Origin of the sequence: Amycolatopsis viridis (assembly GCF_011758765.1) — a bacterium.
Classification (GTDB): domain Bacteria; phylum Actinomycetota; class Actinomycetes; order Mycobacteriales; family Pseudonocardiaceae; genus Amycolatopsis_E; species Amycolatopsis_E viridis.
Genome location: NZ_JAANOU010000001.1, coordinates 3,414,140 through 3,433,693, shown reverse-complemented (window position 1 = coordinate 3,433,693; position 19,554 = coordinate 3,414,140). Strand labels below are relative to the sequence as shown.

General features: G+C 72.2%; 17 protein-coding genes. 9 read left to right on the top strand and 8 right to left on the bottom strand.

Annotated features, from left to right (window positions below):
* Positions 1-9: 9 nt before the first annotated feature.
* The 5 genes from FHX46_RS17060 to FHX46_RS17040 all read right to left on the bottom strand — a co-directional run bounded on the left by FHX46_RS17060 (position 10) and on the right by FHX46_RS17040 (position 5,349).
* Positions 10-1,191 carry a substrate-binding domain-containing protein gene (locus FHX46_RS17060; RefSeq protein ID WP_167115839.1) on the bottom strand — a complete coding sequence of 394 codons (1,182 nt, stop codon included), beginning with the start codon at positions 1,189-1,191 and terminating at the stop codon, positions 10-12.
* 111 nt (positions 1,192-1,302) lie between these two features.
* Entirely contained in the window at positions 1,303-2,181 is an 879-nt protein-coding gene (locus FHX46_RS17055; protein WP_167115836.1) for a 3-methyladenine DNA glycosylase, read from the bottom strand.
* Entirely contained in the window at positions 2,178-3,221 is a 1,044-nt protein-coding gene (locus tag FHX46_RS17050) for a hemolysin family protein (protein ID WP_167115833.1), read from the bottom strand. Before FHX46_RS17050 ends, FHX46_RS17055 begins: the two co-directional genes overlap by 4 nt.
* On the bottom strand, positions 3,218-4,561 hold the full coding sequence (locus FHX46_RS17045) for a hemolysin family protein (RefSeq protein WP_449224104.1): 1,344 nt from the start codon (positions 4,559-4,561) through the stop codon (positions 3,218-3,220). The genes FHX46_RS17050 and FHX46_RS17045 overlap by 4 nt, the downstream gene beginning before the upstream one ends.
* Positions 4,562-4,755: 194 nt before the next feature.
* On the bottom strand, positions 4,756-5,349 hold the full coding sequence (locus FHX46_RS17040; protein WP_167115827.1) for a TetR/AcrR family transcriptional regulator: 594 nt from the start codon (positions 5,347-5,349) through the stop codon (positions 4,756-4,758).
* A 186-nt stretch (positions 5,350-5,535) separates the two neighbouring features.
* Between FHX46_RS17040 and FHX46_RS17035 the strand changes: the two genes are divergently transcribed.
* The 8 genes from FHX46_RS17035 (at position 5,536) to FHX46_RS17000 (ending at position 12,722) form a co-directional block, all read left to right on the top strand.
* Positions 5,536-6,768: a glutamate-cysteine ligase family protein gene (locus tag FHX46_RS17035; protein WP_243871290.1), complete on the top strand. Its 1,233-nt coding sequence runs from the start codon at positions 5,536-5,538 to the stop codon at positions 6,766-6,768.
* A complete protein-coding gene (gene egtB / locus FHX46_RS17030) occupies positions 6,765-8,150 on the top strand; it encodes an ergothioneine biosynthesis protein EgtB (protein ID WP_208400179.1) in 1,386 nt (461 codons plus the stop codon). Before FHX46_RS17035 ends, egtB begins: the two co-directional genes overlap by 4 nt.
* Before the next feature lie 2 nt (positions 8,151-8,152).
* Positions 8,153-8,914, top strand: a complete 762-nt coding sequence (egtC, locus tag FHX46_RS17025; RefSeq protein ID WP_167115822.1) for an ergothioneine biosynthesis protein EgtC — start codon at positions 8,153-8,155, stop codon at positions 8,912-8,914.
* Entirely contained in the window at positions 8,911-9,885 is a 975-nt protein-coding gene (egtD, locus tag FHX46_RS17020; protein ID WP_167115819.1) for an L-histidine N(alpha)-methyltransferase, read from the top strand. The genes egtC and egtD overlap by 4 nt, the downstream gene beginning before the upstream one ends.
* A 45-nt stretch (positions 9,886-9,930) precedes the next feature.
* Positions 9,931-10,401: a nitroreductase family deazaflavin-dependent oxidoreductase gene (locus FHX46_RS17015; RefSeq protein WP_167115816.1), complete on the top strand. Its 471-nt coding sequence runs from the start codon at positions 9,931-9,933 to the stop codon at positions 10,399-10,401.
* A gap of 110 nt (positions 10,402-10,511) precedes the next feature.
* Positions 10,512-11,132 carry a dihydrofolate reductase family protein gene (locus tag FHX46_RS17010; protein WP_167115813.1) on the top strand — a complete coding sequence of 207 codons (621 nt, stop codon included), beginning with the start codon at positions 10,512-10,514 and terminating at the stop codon, positions 11,130-11,132.
* A gap of 34 nt (positions 11,133-11,166) precedes the next feature.
* Positions 11,167-11,490: a YciI family protein gene (locus FHX46_RS17005; protein WP_167115809.1), complete on the top strand. Its 324-nt coding sequence runs from the start codon at positions 11,167-11,169 to the stop codon at positions 11,488-11,490.
* Positions 11,487-12,722, top strand: coding sequence for an RNA polymerase sigma factor (locus FHX46_RS17000; RefSeq protein WP_167115807.1), 1,236 nt, complete (start codon positions 11,487-11,489; stop codon positions 12,720-12,722). The genes FHX46_RS17005 and FHX46_RS17000 overlap by 4 nt, the downstream gene beginning before the upstream one ends.
* A 374-nt stretch (positions 12,723-13,096) precedes the next feature.
* Here the strand turns inward: FHX46_RS17000 and acnA are convergent, their stop codons facing one another.
* The 3 genes from acnA to FHX46_RS16985 form a co-directional block, all read right to left on the bottom strand.
* Positions 13,097-15,907 carry an aconitate hydratase AcnA gene (gene acnA / locus FHX46_RS16995; protein WP_167115804.1) on the bottom strand — a complete coding sequence of 937 codons (2,811 nt, stop codon included), beginning with the start codon at positions 15,905-15,907 and terminating at the stop codon, positions 13,097-13,099.
* 201 nt (positions 15,908-16,108) lie between these two features.
* Positions 16,109-17,530, bottom strand: a complete 1,422-nt coding sequence (locus FHX46_RS16990; RefSeq protein ID WP_167115800.1) for a flagellar basal body protein FliL — start codon at positions 17,528-17,530, stop codon at positions 16,109-16,111.
* Positions 17,527-17,967: a hypothetical protein gene (locus FHX46_RS16985; protein WP_167115797.1), complete on the bottom strand. Its 441-nt coding sequence runs from the start codon at positions 17,965-17,967 to the stop codon at positions 17,527-17,529. The genes FHX46_RS16990 and FHX46_RS16985 overlap by 4 nt, the downstream gene beginning before the upstream one ends.
* Before the next feature lie 146 nt (positions 17,968-18,113).
* Between FHX46_RS16985 and FHX46_RS16980 the strand changes: the two genes are divergently transcribed.
* Positions 18,114-19,463 (top strand): NlpC/P60 family protein, encoded by a 1,350-nt coding sequence (locus FHX46_RS16980; RefSeq protein ID WP_167115794.1) that lies wholly within the window; start codon positions 18,114-18,116, stop codon positions 19,461-19,463.
* Positions 19,464-19,554 lie beyond the last annotated feature (91 nt).

The following is a 19,554-nucleotide window of genomic DNA, read 5'->3' as shown; positions in this document are numbered from 1 at the left end:
CCGGCGGCGCTACGCCCCGGGGGTGAGCGCGCGCGTGAGGTCGGTCTTCTGCGCGGGTTCCTCGAGGAAGTTGCGGAAGACCTGAGCGGCCCGCTGCTGGACCTCGTCGACGTTGTCGGTGGTGAGCACCGCGCACGGGTAGTCGCCGCCGGCGGTCGTCGCCAGCGATTCGGCCGGGGAGGTCAGCACCGCGGGCCGCGCGGTGGTGAGCTGGGTGAGTGCCGCCGTGGTCTGCGGAATCCAGACGGCGGGCTGACCGCCGATGGAATCGAGGTTGCCCTGGCCGGTCAGGGCCTGCAGCACCCGCTGGTCGTCGAGGGCCCGCACCTGGACGTTGATGCAGTGCGAGTGCACGACCGTCCCGGCGCGGTTCCACCGGTCGGCGGCGGCGGTGATGGCGGGCGCCACGGACGGAGCGGCGGCCACCGTGAGGTTCGAGTCGCCCTCGGCGCACGCGCTGGCCTGCGCCTCGGCCCGGTTGCTGAGGACGTCGTCGGCCCAGCCCCAGCCGAGCAGCCCCAGGACGAGGAGCAGGACGAACACCCCGGCGACGATGGGCCACTTCGCGATCCCGCGCTTGCCCTCGGCGACCACGCGGTGTGATCCGGTGGTCTCCCCGGGTGGGGTGATGCGATGGCAGCCGGTGGTCTCGCCGGCCCGGCGGCGGCCCAGCTGCGGACGCCCGTCGACGCCGAGGACCTGCAATGTGCCCGTCGACTCGCCCCGGCGGCCCGGCTGTCCCGCGGCCACCGGCCGTGAGGTGCCCGTCGATCCGCCGGTGGATGACCGCCGGTCGCCCGAGGTCGTACCCACGGCGCGGCGCGTGCCGGTGGTCTCGGTGGGGCTGGTGGGGGAGTAGGCGCGGCGGCTGCCGGTGGTCTCGGTGGGGGAGTAGGCGCGGCGGCTGCCGGTGGACTCGGCGGGGGTGTCGGCCGCGTGGACGCGATGATTGCCGGTCGCTGTCGCGGCGGCGCGCGCCGCACGGACCGGTCGCGAGCCCGGCGCCGCATCGCGCGGAGCGCTCCAGCGGCCGGTGGGTTCACCGGGAGCGCGATTCCGCCCAGGCGCTCCGCCCGGCGCGGACCCGACCGCGAACGCGCCGGTGACCTCGCCTGGTCGCGGGTACCCCGCCGGCTCCCCAGCCTCAGGACGGCCGTGCCCGGGGTCGTCGCCCTTGCTGTGTCGCCCCATGCGTGCCTTTCCTCGACTCTTCGTGTGCGGCGCCAAACGTCGTTCACCCTAACAGGGGCTCGACGTTAGCGAAACGTGATGAACCCCGGAAAATCGCAGGACCGAGCGTCACTACTCCTGCGCGAGGAGTGTCCGGCAGTGCTCGATCAGCCGAATCCGCAGCGGCTCCGCGCGCGCCGCGAACGCAGCCTGGGCACGCGCGTACTCCGCGCGCCCCCGGGCGGTCTCGATCCGCACGGGGGAGTAGCCCAGCTCCGACAGATCGTACGGACTCGCTCGCATGTCCAGTTCGCGGATCTCCACCGCCAGCTCGAAACAGTCCCCGACCAGCTCCGACGGCACGAACGGGCCGAGTTTGACCGCGGCCCGGTAGAGGTCCATGTTCGCGTGCAGGCACCCCGGCTGCTCCAGCTCCACCTGCCGCTCGCGGGACGGCTCCAGCGCATTGCGCGGCCGCGCGGGCGGGGTGAAGAACCGGAACGCGTCGTAGTGCCCGCAGCGCAGCTCCAGCGACTCGACCACCGCGTCCGTCCCGTCCGGGCCGAGCCGGAGCGGCAGCTGGCTGTGCCGGATCTGCCCGGGCGCCTGCCGGTACACCATCGCCCACTCGTGCAGCCCGAAGCAGTTCAGCCGCGGCGCACGGGACGCGGTGGCCTCGAGCAGGACGAGCACCGCCTTCGTCGTCGCCGCCCGTTTCGGGGTGAACGTGTCCGGATCCAGGGTCACGCCGCCGGGGACCGGGCGGAACCCGGGCCGCTCCAGGAACACCCGCGCGCCCGCTCCGGCGAGGACCACCCCGGGGCCCGGGCTCCACCGTTCCAGGTGGGCCGGGCGGTGCGGGTAGTACTGGAACAGGAAGTCGTGTACCGGGTGCTTCGCGCCGCGCGACCGGCGCTCCTGGTACGGGCCGGTCCAGCGGCGCACGCGTGCGAGGTGCGCCGCGGCCCGCGCCCGCCACTCGTGCTCGGCCAGGATCACCGGGCGCCTCACGCGGTCACGTGGGTGCCGTCGCGCACCGTGCCGACGTACTCCTCCAGCAGGTCCTCCAGCGCCACCACGCCGACGATCGCGCCGTCGTCGCCGCGGGCCCGCGCCAGGTGACTGCCCTCGCGCCGCATCGCCGAGAGCGCCTCGTCCAGGCGGGCGTGCACCGGCAGGTCGGTCAGCGGGCGCGTCTTGTCCGCCGGGATCGTGCTGCCCGGGCTCTCCCCGATCTGGTCGAGGACGTCCTTGACGTGCAGGTACCCGATCAGCTCCCCGTCGGCGCCGCGCAGCGGGTAACGCGAGAACCCGGTCGCCGAGACCGCCTCCTCGACGTCGCCCATCGTCGGCGTGCTGGACAGGGTGGTGAGCTTGCCGGTGGGCACCACGACGTCGGCGACGGTCTTCGCCACCGACGACAGCGTCTGGCTCAGCCGCTCGTGCTCGGACTGCTCCAGCAGACCCTCCCGGCGGGACTCCGACAGCAGCTCGGCCAGTTCGTCGGAGGTGTAGGCGGTCTCCAGCTCGTCCTTGGGCTCGACCCGCACCAGGCGCAGCAGGCTGTTGGCCATCGCGTTGAGCAGCCAGATGAACGGGTTGGCGACCTTCACCCAGGCCACGTGGATCGGCACCAGCCACAGCGCCAGCCGCTCCGGTTCGGCGATGGCGAGGTTCTTCGGCACCATCTCGCCGATCAGCACGTGCAGGATCGTGATGAAGGCCAGCGCGATGGCGAACGACACCGCGTGCAGCAGGACGTCGGGCAGGCCGAACAGGTCGAAGAACACCGCGAGCCGGTGTGCCACCGCGGGTTCGCCCAGACGGCCGAGCAGCAGCGAGCTGATCGTGATGCCCAGCTGGGCGCCGGCGAGCATCTGCGACACGTGCCGGCTGGCGTTGATCACGATCCGCGCGCGCGTCTTGCCCTGTTCGAGCAGCGCCTCCAGGCGGTCGCGGCGCGAGGAGATCAGCGTGAACTCCGAACCCACGAAGAACGCGTTGAGCAGCAGCAGCACGACGATCAGGAAAATGGCGAGCCAGTCGTTCACCGCGTCACCTCCGCGGAACCGACGGCACCGGCGTCGGCGAGCGGCCGCAGGCGCACCGCGGCGATCCGGTGCCGGTCCATGTCGGACACCGTCAGCCGCCAGCCGTCGACTTCGGTGGCGTCACCCGGCACCGGGATCCGGCCCAGCCGTTCCAGCACCAGGCCGGCGATCGTTTCGTAGTCGCCATCGGGCATCCGGAACCCGGTGATCTCGGTGACCTCGTCCGCGCGCAGCTGGCCGGAGACCAGCCAGGTGTCGGTGCCGACCTGTTGCGAGGACGGCGCTTCGCCGGTGTCGTGCTCGTCCCGGACGTCGCCGATGATCTCCTCGACCACGTCCTCCAGGGTCACCAGCCCGGCGGTGCCGCCGTACTCGTCGACGACCATGGCGAGCTGGAAACGCGAGTCGCGCAACCGGGACAGCAGCGCGTCGCCGGGCAGCGACTCCGGCACCGTGGGGACCGGTCGCATGACCGAGCCGATCTTCACCGTGGCGCGTTCGGCGGCCGGCACCGCGAACGCCTGCTTCACGTGCACCGCGCCCTGCACGTCGTCCAGATCCTCGGTGTAGACCGGGAACCGGGAGAACCCGGTGCGCCGGGACAGCTCCACCAGGTCGTTGATCGTGTCCCCGACGGTGAGCGACTGCACCTGCACGCGCGGGGTCATCAGCTCCTCGGCGGTGCGGTCGCCGAAGCGCAGCGACTTGTCCAGCAGCTGCGCGGTCGAGGTGTCCAGGGTGCCGCTTTCCGCGCTGGTGCGCACGATCGACCCGAGCTCCTGCGGCGAGCGCGCCGAGCGCAGCGCCTCCTGCGGCTCGATGCCGAACTTGCGGACGACGAAGTTGGCGCTGTTGTTCATGAGCGTGATCAGCCAGCGGAACAGCGCCGAGAACCGGGAGTGGTAGCCCATCACGGCCCGCGCGGTCTCCAGCGGCCTGGCCACGGCGAGGTTCTTCGGCGCCATCTCGCCCAGCACCATCGACAGGATGGTCGCCAGCAGCAGGGCGATGGCGACCGACGCCCCGGCGGCGGCACCCGCGGACAGGCCGGTGGCGGCCAGCAGCGGGCGGACCAGGTTGCCGATCAGCGGTTCCGCGACGTACCCGGTGACCAGGGTGGTCAGGGTGATCGCGACCTGCGCGCCGGACAACTGGAACGACAGCGTCGAGTGCGCCTTGCGGACGGTCCGGGACCGCCGGTCACCGACCTGGCGGACATTGGCCTCGACGGTGCTGCGCTCGAGCGCGGTGAGGGAGAACTCGGCGGCCACCGCGAGACCGGTGCCCACGGTGAGCAACACGAAGAACAGGACTCCGAGAACGGAGAGGAGCACGTCCATCATCGGCCGTCACGGTCCTGAACCGGGCCGGAGAGGTGCTCGGGTAAGCCGGGTTCGCCACCCGGCTTCGTACTGTCACCAGGTGACTGCGCGTCGCGCACGAAAGAAGTCACTCCTCGGAAATGGCGAAACGTGTGTGCGCCATGATACCCGGGCCGGGGGATCGGGCGAGGGCGTCGGCGCTGGTGAGCGTGTCAGGATTCGGCCGTGGCGCGGACCCGGTGGCGCCGCACGCTCTCCTCGACCAGGTCGAGCACGGGCCCCAGATCGTCCGCGGGCAGGCCCATCGCCAGGTGCGAGACCAGGCCTTCCAGCACCAGTTCCAGATACGCGGTGAGCACGTCGACGTCCACGTCGTCGCGGAGGTTGCCGGCCTGCCGCTGCCACAGCAGGCGCTGCCGGGTCGCCGCGGTCAGCTGCTGCGAGCGTTCCGCCCAGCGCCCGCGGAACTCCGGGTCGGTGCGCAGCCGCCGGGACACCTCCAGCCGGGTGCCCAGCCAGTCCGCCGGGTGGTCGCTGCCCTCGGCGAGCAGATCGCGCATCACCTGCACCAGGCCCTGCTCGGCGACCACGTCGGCCATCCGGGCGGCGTCCTCCTCCGCGAGGGCGAGGAAGAGGGACTCCTTGTCGCGGAAGTGGTGGAAGATCGCTCCACGGGACAGCCCGGTCGCTTCCTCCAGCCGCCGCACCGTGGCACCCTCGTAGCCGTACCGGGCGAAACAGACACGGGACCCGTCGAGGATCTGGCGTCTGCGCGCTTCGAGGTGGTCCTGGCTGACCCGGGGCATGCACCAGATCCTGTCACCGCGGGCCGGGCTTTCGCAAACCGTACGTACTTACTGCAAGACTTCCGGATTCCGCCGGGAATTCTGCCGTGGGCCGCTTTCCTCTCCTGAAATTGTCGGTACCCGCGTGTAGCGTCCGAAACCAAGTGATCCCGGCGATTGGACACGACCATGACAGCGGCCCGGCCCATGTCACCCGCACCCGGCGGGGCGGTGGCGGCGAAGGTGGTCTCCGACCGCGCCGAGGGTGAGGCGTACGTGGCGTCCGTGTGCTTCAAGCACGGCCCACCGCGCCTGCTCGGCGTTGAGCTGGAGTACACCGTGCACTACGCCGGAGACCTCCGCAGACCACTCGACCCCGGCGACCTCGCCCGCGCGCTCGGCCCGCACGCCCCGCGCACCCTTCGTCCCGACAGCCCGGCCCTCCCGTTGCCGGCCGGCTCTCCGGTGACCCTCGAACCCGGTGGCCAGGTGGAGATCTCCGCCCTGCCCCAGCCGTCGCTGCGCGACCTGGCCGAGGCGGTCACCGCCGATCTCGCCCATCTCACCGATCTGCTCGCGCGGCGCGGGTTCGTCCTGCGTGACGAGGGTATCGACGCCCATCGCGCACCCGCCCGGCTGCTCGACACGCCCCGTTACGCAGCGATGGAACGGCGGTTCACCCCGCGCGGCCCCGGTGGCCTCACGATGATGTGCAGCACCGCCGGGCTCCAGGTCTGCGTCGACACCGGCGAGGCCGGCTCGTTCGCCGCCCGCTGGGCGGCGATCCACGCGCTCGGCCCACCGCTGCTGGCGTTGTTCGCCAATTCCCCGCGGCACGCGGGCCGCGACACCGGCGCGGCATCCGCGCGGTGGCTCGCGGTGATGGCCACCGATCCCTGCCGGACCACGGCCGCCGCGTGCGGCCCGGACGCGGCGGCGAGCTGGGCCCGCCGCGTTCTGGACACCCCGCTGCTCGTGGTGCGGCGGGACGGGCCGTGGGACGCCCCGGAGGGCCTGACGTTCGCGGACTGGGCGGCCGGCCGCGGCGCCGGGCGCGTGCTGCCGCGGCCCACGCTGGCCGACCTCGACTACCACCTGACCACGATGTTCACCCCGGTGCGGCCGCACGGTTACCTGGAGGTCCGCTACCTCGACGCCCAGCCGCGGCAGCGCTGGCTGCACCCGGTCGCGCTGCTCACCGCGCTGCTCGACCGGCCGTCCACTGTGGACCGCGTGCGGGCGGTCTGCGCGCCCGTGGAGGGCGAGTGGGAGCCGGCCGCGCGGGCCGGGATGCGCGACCCGCGGATCGCCGCGGTGGCCCGCGAGGTCGCCGACCTCGGATGCGCCGAGCTGGCCCGCACCGGCCTGCCCGGGGAGACCGTCAACCAGATCACCGAAGGCGTGCAGCGGCTCGCGCACGCTGGGGAGGCAACGAGATGACCGACGCGGCACCGACTTCGCCGGCATCGCCGGTTCCGCTGTCCGAGGCGCCCAACCCGGTGCGCGACCTGCCCGCCGAGCACCTGCGGGCCCGCGCCGCGTCGGCCCTGGACCGGGCACGCGCCCGCAGCACGGTGCTCACCGACGCGGTGGACGACGACGACCTCGTGCGGCAGCACTCGAAGCTGATGTCGCCGCTGGTCTGGGACCTCGCGCACATCGGCAGCCAGGAGGAGTTGTGGCTGGTGCGGGACGTGGGCGGCCGGGAGCCGCTGCGGCCCGACATCGACGACCTCTACGACGCCTTCCAGCACCCGCGCGCCGCGCGGCCGTCGCTGCCGCTGCTCGGCCCGGCGGAGGCGCGGGCCTACGTCGCCGAGGTGCGGGCCAAGGCGTTCGACGTGCTGGAGCGCGCGCCCCTGACGGGCAGACCGCTCACCGAGGCCGGGTTCGCCTTCGGGATGATCACCCAGCACGAGCAGCAGCACGACGAGACGATGCTGGCCACCCACCAGCTGCGCCGGGGCGATCCGGTGCTGCACGCGCCGGAGCCGCCGCCCGCGCGGTCCGGGCCCCTGCCCGGCGAGGTGCTGATCCCGGCCGGTCCGTTCGTGATGGGCACCTCGCTCGAGCCGTGGGCGCTGGACAATGAGCGCCCGGCGCACCAGGTGGAGGTGGACGCCTTCTACCTGGACACGGTCCCGGTGACCAACGGCGCGTACCTCGAGTTCGTCGAGGCGGGCGGGTACGACCGGCGCGAGTGGTGGAGCGAGGCGGGCTGGGCGTACCGCAGCGCGCACGACATCACGGCGCCGCGGTTCTGGCACGGGGAGCCGGACGGGTGGTGGCGCACCCGGTTCGGGGTCGCCGAACCGGTGCCGCCTGAGCAGCCGGTGGTGCACGTGTCGTACTACGAGGCCGAGGCGTATGCGAAGTGGGTTGGCAAGCGGCTGCCCAGCGAGGCGGAGTGGGAGAAGGCCGCGCGGTTCGACCCGGCCACCGGCGAGTCCCGGCGGTACCCGTGGGGCAACGACGATCCCACCCCCGATCACGCCAACCTCGGCCAGCGTCACCTGTCGCCCGCGCCGGTGGGCGCCTACCCGCAGGGCGTCTCGGCGTCCGGCGTGCACCAGCTGATCGGCGATGTGTGGGAGTGGACGAGCAGCGACTTCGCCGGGTACCCGGGTTTCCGCGCCTTCCCGTACCGGGAGTACTCGGAAGTGTTCTTCGGGCCGGAGTACAAGGTGCTGCGCGGCGGTTCGTTCGGCACCGACGCGGCGGCCATCCGCGGCACCTTCCGCAACTGGGACTACCCGATCCGGCGGCAGATCTTCGCCGGGTTCCGGTGCGCGCGGGACGTCCCGCCGGGCGAGCGGGCCTGACGATGTGCCGCCACCTGGGCTACCTGGGCCCGCCGCGCTCACCCGCGGACGCCCTGTTCGACGCGCCGCACTCGTTGCTGCGGCAGACCTTCGCACCGCAGGACATGCGCGGCGGCGGGGTGGTGAACGCCGACGGCTTCGGGCTGGGCTGGTACGACGACGGGCCGGAGCCCGTGCGGTACCGGCGCCCGGTGCCACTGTGGAGCGACCACGACCTGCCGCGGCTGGCCCGCTCGGTGCGCAGCGGCGCGTTCGTCGCCGCGGTGCGCAACGGCACGACCGGGATGCCGCCGGGGGAGGGCGCCTGCGCGCCGTTCACCGGCGGACGGTGGCTGTTCAGCCACAACGGGGTGGTGCGCGGCTGGCCGGACAGCATGGCGGCGCTGGCCGGGAAACTCCCCGTCACCGACCTGATGACGCTGCCGGCGCCGACCGACTCGGCGTTGCTGTGGGCGTTGCTGCGCGAGCGGCTCACGGCGGGGGAGGACCCGGCGGGCGCGATCGCCGACCTGATCGCACAGGTCCAGCGCGCCGCGCCCGGTTCCCGGCTGAACTTCCTGCTCACCGACGGGACGGTGCTCGTCGCGACGGCGTGGACGCACTCGCTGTCGGTCCGGGTCGACGGCGAGGCGGTGCTGGTCGCGTCCGAACCCCTGGACGACGCCCCGGGCTGGTCGGAGGTGCCGGACCGGCACCTGGTCCGCGCGCACCACGGCGCCGTCGAACTCCTCCCCCTCAACGCCGATCGGAGTGTGGTGTCATGACCGAGTCCGAATTGGACGTCCACCGCAGCGCGACCGAGATCGCCGAGGCGCTGCGCGCCGATGTGCGGGCGGGGCTGTCGGCGCCGCGGAAGTGGCTGCCGTCGAAGTGGTTCTACGACGCGCGGGGCAGCGAGCTGTTCGAGGAGATCACCGCGCTGCCCGAGTACTACCCGACGCGAGCCGAACGCGAGGTGCTGGCACGGGAGGCCGGCTCGATCGCGCGGATCACCGGCGCGCACACGCTGGTGGAGCTCGGCTCGGGGTCGAGCGAGAAGACCCGCCTGCTGCTCGACGGCCTGCGTGCGCACGGCAGCTTGCGCACCTTCGTGCCGCTGGACGTGTCGGAGTCCGCCCTCGCCCAGGCGGTCGAGGCGATCGGAGCGGAGTACCCGGGGCTGGACGTGCGCGGCGTGGTCGGCGACTTCACCGAGCACCTGGGGTTGCTGCCCGGCGAACCGCCGCGGCTGGTCGCCTTCCTAGGTGGCACCCTCGGCAACTTCCTGCCCGCCGAACGCGGCAAGTTCCTGCGTTCGGTGCGGGACGTGCTCGCCCCCGGCGAGTGGTTCCTGCTCGGCACCGACCTGGTCAAGGACCCGGGCACGCTGGTGCGCGCCTACGACGACTCCGCCGGGGTGACGGCGGAGTTCAACCGCAACGTGCTGCGCGTGGTCAACGAGGTGCTGGGCGCCGACTTCGACCCGGACGCCTTCGAGCACGTGGCCCACTGGGACGCCGACAACGAGTGGATCGAGATGCGGCTGCGCACCCCCGAGGCGGTGCGGGTATCCATCCCGGGTGCGGGGATGGAGGTGTCGTTCGAGGCTGGCGAGGACATCCGGACGGAGATCTCGGCGAAGTTCCGCCGGGAGGGTCTCGTCGCCGAGCTGGCCGACGCCGGGTTCGAGGTCCGGCAGTGGTGGACCGACGCGCAGGGCCGGTTCGGGGTGTCGCTGGCGCGCGCGATCAGCTGACCGCCGCGGGCGGGGCGGGAGCGGTCGAATGGTCCAATAGGGGACGTGAAGAACCCGCTCCCGCTCCTCGCCCGCAGGCTGGGCACCCGGCCGTGGCTGATGCGGCTCGCGAAGGTCATCATCTGGTCGGACCAGCGGCTGCACCGGTGGTTCCGCGGGCGGGTGAGCCTGGTGGGGATCGCCGGTCTGCCGTCCCTGCGGCTGACCACGCTGGGGCGCAAGAGCGGGCTGCCACGTAGCACCAACCTGCTGTACTTCCCGCACGAGGACGGCTTCGTGCTCGTCGGCTCCAACTGGGGCCGCCCCCGCGACCCCGGCTGGACCTACAACCTGCGCGAGCACGCCGAGGCGACGGTGGCCATCCGCGGGAAGGAAATCCCGGTCACCGCGCAGCCCGTCAAGGGCGAGGACTACGACCGCATGTGGCAGCGCCTGCTCGACTTCTGGCCCGGCTACGAGATGGAACGCCTTGCCGCCGGCCGCGAACTGCCGATCTTCCTCCTCACCCGCCGGTAGGACCGCGCAAAAACAGTTCCGGGGGCGGTGTCGGATCCGGTCGGTCGCGTTCGTGGTGTGGGTGAGGCCGCCCGCGAATGGGGCGGCGCCGAGGTGGAGGAACCGCGACCATGAGACTGACGGCCATGACCCAGATCACCGTGGACGGCGTGGTGCAGGGCAACGGCGGCGCGTCGGAGGAGGACCGCCGCGCCGGGTTCGACCGCGGCGGCTGGGCGCTGGGCAAGGGCGACGACGGCACCCACGCCCTGATCAAGCAGACCTACCAGCGCGCCGACGCGTTCCTGTTCGGCAGGCGGACCTACGAGCTGTTCGCCGGCTCGTGGGGGTCCTGGACGGACGCGGACGTCCCCGGCTGGGAGCCCGTCCGGCGGGCGCTCAACGCCCGGCCCAAGTACGTCGCCTCGACGACCCTGACCGACCCGGGGTGGCCGGGCACCACCGTCCTGCGCGGCGACCTGGCCGCCGCCGTCGCGGACCTGAAGGCCAAGCCGGGCGGCGAGCTGCAGGTGCACGGAAGCGGCGCCCTGATCCGGTGGCTGCTGGCCAACGACCTGGTCGACGAGCTGACGCTGATTGTGATCCCGGTGGTCCTCGGCCAGGGCGCACGGCTGTTCCCGGACGCGGGTCCGGACCTTGCGCTCGACCTCGTGGACTCGCGGACCGATTCGAAGGGCGTGACGATCCAGGTCTACCAGCCCGCCGGGCGCCCGCAGTACCCGGCCGCCTGAAAAATCCCGGCCCACTGGAGGAGTTGATCTGCAGATGCAGTACCTGGTTTCCGTCATCGACGACAAGGACAACCCCGGCCGGACGGACCGGCAGCCGGCCATCAGCGCGTTCAACGAACGCCTGATCGCCGAGGGCTACTGGGTCTTCGCGGGCGGCCTCGCGGACACCGAGTCGGCCACGGTCGTCGACAACCGGGGCGAGCAGGCGGTGTTCAGCGACGGGCCCTTCGTCGAGTCGAAGGAGTACCTTGCCGGGGTCTGGGTCTGGGAGGTCCCCGATCTGGACGTCGCGCTCAAGCTCGCCACCGAGGCCTCGAAGGTCTGCGACCGCAAGATCGAGGTGCGGCCGTTCCGGTGATGGACGCGCGCGAGGCGGTCACCCGGGCCCACCGCGAGGAGTGGGCCCGGGTGGTGGCCGCCCTGACCCGCCATTTCGGCGACCTCGACCTCGCCGAGGAGGCCGCCGCCGAGGCGTTCGCGACCGCGGTCGAGCGGTGGCCCGCCGACGGGGTGCCGCCCAACCCCGGCGCCTGGCTGACCACCACCGCCACCCGCAAGGCGATCGATCGCATCCGGCGCGAGAACAAACGCGACGACAAGCAGAAGGAGGCCCGGATGGTGCACGACGACGAACCACCCGGGACCCTCGCCGTGATCGACGACGACCGGCTCCGGCTGATCTTCACCTGCTGCCACCCCGCGCTGGCGGTGGAGGCCCGGGTGGCGCTGACGCTGCGCATGGTCGGTGGTCTGACCGTGCGCGAGATCGCCCGCGCGTTCCTGGTGGCCGAGACCGCCATGGAGCGGCGGATCACCCGCGCGAAGGCCAAGATCAAGGCCGCCCGCATCCCGTACCGCGTGCCGTCGGCGGAGGATCTCCCGGCACGCGTGTCCGGTGTGCTCGCGGTGCTGTTCCTGGTGTTCAACGAGGGCTACCTGGCCAGCGGGTCCGGCGCCGATCCGGTCCGCGACGACCTGACCGCCGAGGCGATCCGCCTCGCCCGCCTGATCCGCGCCCTCCTACCGGACGACGGCGAGGTGGCCGGGCTGCTGGCGCTGATGCTGCTCATCGAGGCGCGCCGCCCGGCCCGGGTGACGGCGGGCGGCGAGCTGGTCCCCCTCCAGGAGCAGGACCGCGGGGCCTGGGACGCGGAACTCGTCGCCGAGGGTCACCGGCTGGTGCGCGAGCGCCTCGCCGCTGCCGCAGCCGGGGTGGCGCCGGGCCGCTACCAGATCCTGGCCGCGATCAACGCCGTGCACACCTCCGCCCGCGACGCCCGCGACACCGACTGGTCGCAGATCCTCGCCCTCTACGACCAGCTCGTCCGCCTCGACCCCTCGCCGATCATCGCCCTCAACCGGGCCGTTGCGGTCGCCGAACTCGACGGCGCGGAGGTGGCGCTCGCCGCCGTCGACCGCCTCGAACCGAAGCTGGCCGGCTACCACGCCTTCCACGCCACGCGCGCCGACCTGCTGCGCAGGCTCGGCCGCGGCCAGGAGTCCCGCGCGGCCTATGACAAGGCCATCGAGCTGGCCGGCAACACCGCCGAGACCGCCTACCTCACGCGCCGCCGCGACCAGTTGCGGTAGCGCCGCACGCCGGCTGGGCCCCGTGCGGGCGAGGCGTGTCGCCGCCGCGGCGGAGGCTGGACGACCGCGGTGGTGACGACGCAGAGTCGGCGCGCTGCTGCGGTGCCTGGAGCCCGTCATCGCGCGACTGACGTATAACGACCTATACGGCGCGGCGCCGTGCACGGACTTGCCGGGATCCCCGTGAGCGGCGAAGTCCAGCGTGGAATCGCAGAAGAGCCCGTCCCCGAAGGCCCGGTGGTGCGCCCGGATGGCGGGGTCGGTTTCGCCGTCGGCCGCAACCCTCCTCCAGGGGAGTCGCGAACGGGAGGCGGGCCTGGACACGAAGAAGCGCCCGCGAGCGGGGCTCGCGGGCGCTTCTCGGGGAGAAACCGTCAGGCGCGGGTCATCTTGCGCAGCACGTACTGCAGGATGCCGCCGTTGCGGTAGTAGTCCGCCTCACCCGGGGTGTCGATGCGGACGACCGCGTCGAACTCCACCTGCGAGCCGTCCTCCTTGGTCGCGGTGACGCGCACCGTCCGCGGCGTCTCGCCGTCGTTGAGCTTCGTGATGCCCTCGATGGCGAACGTCTCGGTGCCGTCCAGGTTCAGCGACGCCGCCGACTCACCCTCCGGGAACTGCAGCGGGATGACGCCCATGCCGATCAGGTTCGACCGGTGGATCCGCTCGAACGACTCGGCGATCACCGCGCGCACGCCCAGCAGGCGCGTGCCCTTGGCCGCCCAGTCCCGCGACGAGCCGGAGCCGTACTCCTTGCCGCCCAGCACGACCAGCGGGATGCCCGCCTCAGCGTAGTTCTGCGCGGCGTCGTAGATGAACGCCTGCGGGCCGCCCTCCTGCGTGAAGTCGCGGGTGTACCCGCCCTGCACGTCGTCGAGCAGCTGGTTGCGCAGCCGGATGTTGGCGAAGGTGCCGCGGATCATCACCTCGTGGTTCCCGCGCCGGGAGCCGTAGGAGTTGAAGTCCTTGCGGTCCACCCCGTGCTCGGCCAGGTACCGGCCGGCCGGCGAGTCCGCCTTGATGGCACCGGCGGGGGAGATGTGGTCGGTGGTCACCGAGTCGCCCAGCTTCGCGAGCACCCGGGCACCGGTGATGTCGGTGACCGGCTCCGGCTCGGCCTGCATGCCCTCGAAGTACGGGGGCTTGCGCACGTAGGTCGACTCCGCGTCCCACTCGAAGGTCTTGCCCTCCGGGGTGGGCAGCGCCTTCCAGCGCTCACCGCCGTCGAACACGTCGGCGTAGTCCTTGGAGAACATCTCCTGGGTGATCGCCGAGTCGATGGTCTCCTGGATCTCCCGCGGCGACGGCCAGATGTCGCGCAGGAACACGTCGTTGCCGTCCTTGTCCTGGCCCAGCGGCTGCGACTCGAAGTCGAAGTCCATCGTGCCGGCCAGCGCGTAGGCGATGACCAGCGGCGGCGAGGCCAGGTAGTTCATCTTGACGTCCGGGTTGATCCGGCCCTCGAAGTTCCGGTTGCCGGACAGCACCGACACGACCGTCAGGTCGTTCTCCTGCACCGCGGCCGAGATCTCCTCGGGCAGCGGGCCGGAGTTGCCGATGCAGGTGGTGCAGCCGTAGCCGACGAGGTGGTAGCCCAGCTTCTCCAGGTACGGCCACAGGCCGGCCTTCTCGTAGTAGTCGGTGACGACCTGCGAGCCCGGCGCCATCGACGTCTTGACCCACGGCTTGACCTCGAGGCCCTTCTCCACCGCGTTGCGGGCCAGCAGGGCGGCGCCCAGCATGACCGACGGGTTGGAGGTGTTGGTGCACGAGGTGATCGAGGCGATCACCACGGCGCCGTGGTCGAGCACGAACTCGCCGCGGTCGGCCGACTTCACCGTGACCGGCTTGCTCGGGCGGCCCGAGGCACCGTTCGCCGCGGACTGCAGCGGGACCGCGTCCTCGTCGGCGAAGGACAGGCTCGGCGCGTCGCTGGCCGGGAAGGACTCCTCGACCTGCTCGTCCACCTTGGTGTGCGGCGTCGCGTGGTTCCCCTCGACGTAGTCGTGCACCGACTGGCGGAACGCCGACTTCGCCGCGGAGAGCTCGATGCGGTCCTGCGGGCGCTTCGGGCCGGCGATCGACGGCACCACCGTCGACAGGTCCAGCTCCAGGTACTCGGAGTAGGACGCCTCGCGACTCGGGTCGTGCCACAGACCCTGCTCCTTGGCGTACGCCTCGACCAGGGCGACCTGCTCGGCGGAGCGGCCGGTCAGCTTCAGGTAGCGGACCGTTTCGTCGTCGATCGGGAAGATCGCGGCGGTCGAGCCGAACTCCGGGCTCATGTTGCCGATCGTGGCGCGGTTGGCCAGCGGCACCTGGGCGACGCTCTCGCCGTAGAACTCGACGAACTTGCCGACCACGCCGTGGCGGCGCAGCATCTCGGTGATCGTCAGCACCACGTCGGTGGCGGTGACGCCGGCCGGGATCTCACCGGTCAGCTTGAAGCCCACCACCCGCGGGATCAGCATCGACACCGGCTGGCCGAGCATCGCGGCCTCGGCCTCGATACCGCCGACGCCCCAGCCCAGCACGCCCAGGCCGTTGACCATGGTGGTGTGCGAGTCGGTGCCCACGCAGGAGTCGGGGTAGGCCTGGCCGCCCCGCGCCATCACCGTGCGCGCCAGGTGCTCGATGTTGACCTGGTGCACGATGCCGGTGCCCGGCGGCACGACCTTGAACTCCTGGAACGCGCTCTGGCCCCAGCGCAGGAACTGGTAGCGCTCGCGGTTGCGCTCGTACTCGATCTCGACGTTGCGCTCGAAGGCGTCCGCGCGGCCGAACACGTCGATGATCACCGAGTGGTCGATGACCAGCTCGGCCGGGGCGAGCGGGTTCACCTTGTCCGGGTCGCCGCCGAGCTCGGTGACGGCCTCGCGCATGGTGGCGAGGTCGACCACGCACGGCACGCCCGTGAAGTCCTGCATGATCACGCGCGCCGGGGTGAACTGGATCTCGATCGACGGATCCGCGGTCGGGTCCCAGCCGCCCAGCGCGCGGATGTGGTCGGCGGTGATGTTCGCGCCGTCCTCGGTGCGCAGGAGGTTCTCGAGCAGGATCTTCAGGCTGTAGGGCAGCTTCTCGGAGCCGGGCACCTTGTCCAGGCGGAACACCTCGTACGAGGCGTCACCGACCTTCAAGGTGTCCCGGGCGCCGAAGCTGTCCTTGCTGGATGGTGCGGTCACGTCTAACTCCCTGGGCAGGGTCGTCGCCGTCAGTTCGGTTCGGGTCTTTCTGTCGACCATTGCGAGTCTGGCGCACGCGGGTCGCGTCCGCAGACGCGGGGATGAGCGCAGGCTCCCACACGGCAAACAGTACGCTTGTCCTTTTTTGAGTTCAACGCGACCCGCCCAAGGCAGTGCGGTGACGGTGTGACGTGGTTCGCGCTACCCGGCCAGGTGCAGCAGCGCGGTGATGTCCTCCGGCTGCAGGCTGCGCAGCACGGTCAGGCCCAGCTCCGTGTACGTGCGCAGCGGGCTGACGTAGTGCTGGCCGGCGATCTCGGTGGTGACGATGCCCAGGCCCTGGCTGAGAACACCGCTGGACAGGTGGCGCAGCACCGCGGTGACCTCGGCGGGCACCGAGGAGCCGATCTCGTGCTCGATGTTGTCCGCGAGGTAGTCGGCGCACAGCTCCTCGGTACGGCCCTCGCCGGTGGCCTCGTAGCAGTCGCCCTTCTTCGTCAGGGTGTAGGTGTCACCGTCCGGGCCTTGCAGCCGCACGCGGGTCACGGTGGCACGGGTACCGCCCGGCACCGGAGAGGTCTCGGTGGTCAGGTCGAGCACCTTCGCCCCGCTGGGCTCGGCGTCCTCGCGCGCGGCGGCGACGATCGCGGGGCCGGCGTCGTGCAGCACGGCCATCTCGTCCGGCGGCAGCAGCTCGATGACCCGCGTGACGTCGGCGTCCAGTGCGGCCTGGAGCAGCTGCTCGACGGCCTCGTTCGCGCTGGACGCGCCCCGCGCCGGGATCGAGGTGGACGGCCAGGGCTCGTGCGCTTCGCGCAGCGCGTAGTCGGCGACGGTGTAGAGCAGGCTGGGGTACCACTCGCCGTCGACCTTCACGGTGGCGATCCGCACCGGCTCACCGGACCGGCGGACCTGCCGGGCGATGTCGATCGTGTTGGTCTGCGGGCCCTGCCCGGCAGGCATCTGGTCCATCAGCTGATCCGACAGCGGCAGCCGCGCCGGGTCCGCAGTGACGGTGAGCGTGCCGCCGGTGAGCTTGGTGATCGTCAGGTGGTCGTTGACCTGCTCGGCGCCCGTCTCGTCGAAGGTCAGGTTCTCGGCCTTGACCTGGAGGCCCGTCAGGGCCCGCGGATCGGCGTCCGGCTTGAGGATGCCGAGCCGCTTCAGCTCGCCGGTCGCCTGGCCGACGGGCTCGGTCAGCAGCTTCGCCTCGGCCGGCGCGAGCGCGCCGATCATGCCGACCACGTCGCTGCCGCTCAGCGCGGTCGCCAGGTTCCGCGCCGCCTCGGTCGGGGTGGCCGCACCGGAGGCGATCGAGTCCCGCTGCGACAGCGCGAACCAGGTCCCGCCGCCGCCCAGCAGCACGACCAGCGCGACCACCAGGCCGATGACCAGCCCGCGGCGGCTCCGCGGCGGTGGCTGCTGGGGCGGCAGCAGCTGGAACGGCTGCGCCGGCGGCTGCCCCCATGGCTGCTGCCCCCACGGCTGCCCGTGACCAGCCTGCGGGTACTCCTGCTGGGGGTACGGCTGCTGCGGGTACGGCTGCTGCGGGTTCGGGGGCTGCTGGGGGTACTGGTTGTGCTGCGGGGACGGCCACTGGCCGTCGTGGGGAGGCGTGCTCACCGTGTCCTACCTGCTCTCGCCGTGATGAAGGTGCCGAGCGCGCCGGCCAGCGCCAGGGCGGATCCGCCCAGCGTGGTCAGCGGGCCGCTCAGGGACACCGAGACCACGCTCGCGGTTCCGCCCGATTGGACGGTGGCGAGCAGCGCGATGGTTCCCCCGGTGATCGCCAGAAGTGCCGCCACCGTTGCGGCGGTGCGTGCCACGCCACAGACGAACAGCACCAGGCACACCGCCGCCGCCGCCGGAACCGCCACCCACGCGCGCAGCGCGGGACCGGCGAGCGGGTGGTCGAGCAGCGCCAGCCGGTCGGCCAGGCCGGCCGCCGCGTAGCTGCTCCGGCTCACCGACCCGGACCGGAACCAGGGCAGGAAGGTGCCCGTCACCACGAGGGCGAGCCCCAGCGAGGCGGCCGCGGGGCCGGTCCGTGATCCGTGCATGACCCTGTGACGCGCGAAAACGGCCGAAGGATCCCCGGTTGGGGTGAATGTTGCACGCGTGCAGCGTGTGACACCTGGTCTGGCAGTGACTCAGGTGGCACAGTCTGCGGTGCAGTGGGGATCTGTGCCTGGAGGGAGTCGAGGGCGTGAGTGACCGGGGCCGGGGAGTGCGCCGCTGGCTGGGGATCGGCGCACTGGCGCTCGTGGTCGTGTCGGTGGCGGCCGGCCCGGCCGCCGCCGTGCCGCCGCCCCCGCCCAATCCGAGCGATTCCGAGATCGACGCGAGCCAGCGCGATGCGAACACCAAGGCCGGGGAGGTCGGCCAGCTGACCAACCAGCTCGCCGAGGCGGAGTCGCGGCTGGACCAGTTGCAGAGCACGGTCGAGCTGCGCATGGAAGAGGCCAACAAGGCGCTGGTCGACCTGCAGACCGCGCAGGACGCGGCCGACGCCGCGCAGCGCGACGCGGACGCGGCCAAGCGCGAGGCCGACGCGGCCCAGGCGCAGATCGACACCGCCCGCGCCAACCTCGACGCGTTCATCTCCAGCAGTTACCAGCAGGGCAGCACCATGGGCTCCATCTCGGCCTACCTGGGTGCCAGCAGCCCGAAGGACCTGCTGGCCCGCGCCCAGCTGCTGGAGTCGGTGAGCGGCAGCCAGCTCAACGCGCTGGAGATGATGCAGCAGGCCCAGACCGACAAGTCCAACAAGGACGCCGCGGCCCGTCAGGCGCTGCAGCTCGCCCAGCAGGCGCAGGAGCAGGCGGCGCGGGCGAAGCAGACCGCGGACGGCGCCCAGACCGCGGCGGTCCAGGCCCAGCAGGCCCAGGCCGCGCAGACCACCCAGCTGGAGTCGCAGAAGACCACGGTCGAGCAACAGCTGTTCCAGGCGCAGCAGCGGGTCAACGGGCTGCAGGGGCAGCGCCAGCGTTACGAGGACTGGCTCGCGCAGAAGCAGCGCGAGGACGAGGAGCAGGCGCGGCAGGCGGCGCTGGCCGCGGCTGCCGCATCGGCTCCGCCGGCGGGCGGCGGCGGTGGTGGCCGGCCCGCTCCGCCGCCGGCTTCCTCCGGTTCGGCCGCCCAGACCGTCGAGCGGGTGATCGCGCGGGCGATGTCGCAGCTCGGCCTGCCGTACGCGTGGGGCGGCGGCAACACCGCCGGCCCCACGCGCGGCATCCGGGACGGCGGTGTCGCCGACGCCTACGGGGATTACCGCAAGATCGGGTTCGACTGTTCCGGCCTGATGATCTACGCCTTCGCCGGGGTCGCCTCGCTTCCGCACTACAGCGGCTACCAGTACACCGCAGGCAGGCGGGTGCCGCTGGCCCAGATGCGGCGCGGGGACATGCTGTTCTGGGGCCGCAGCGGCATCCACCACGTCGCGCTGTACCTCGGCAACGGCATGATGATCGAGGCTCCGCAGTCCGGTCTCACCGTCCGGGTCGCCCCGGTGCGCTACGGCGACATCCTGCCGTTCGCGACACGTCTGGTCGGGTAGCCGGCGCCGTGCGCGCCTGACGATCGCGGCGTGCGCACGGGTTGTCGTTCCACGCATCGAGACCGACAAGGTGGTCGTACGTCAAAAGTGT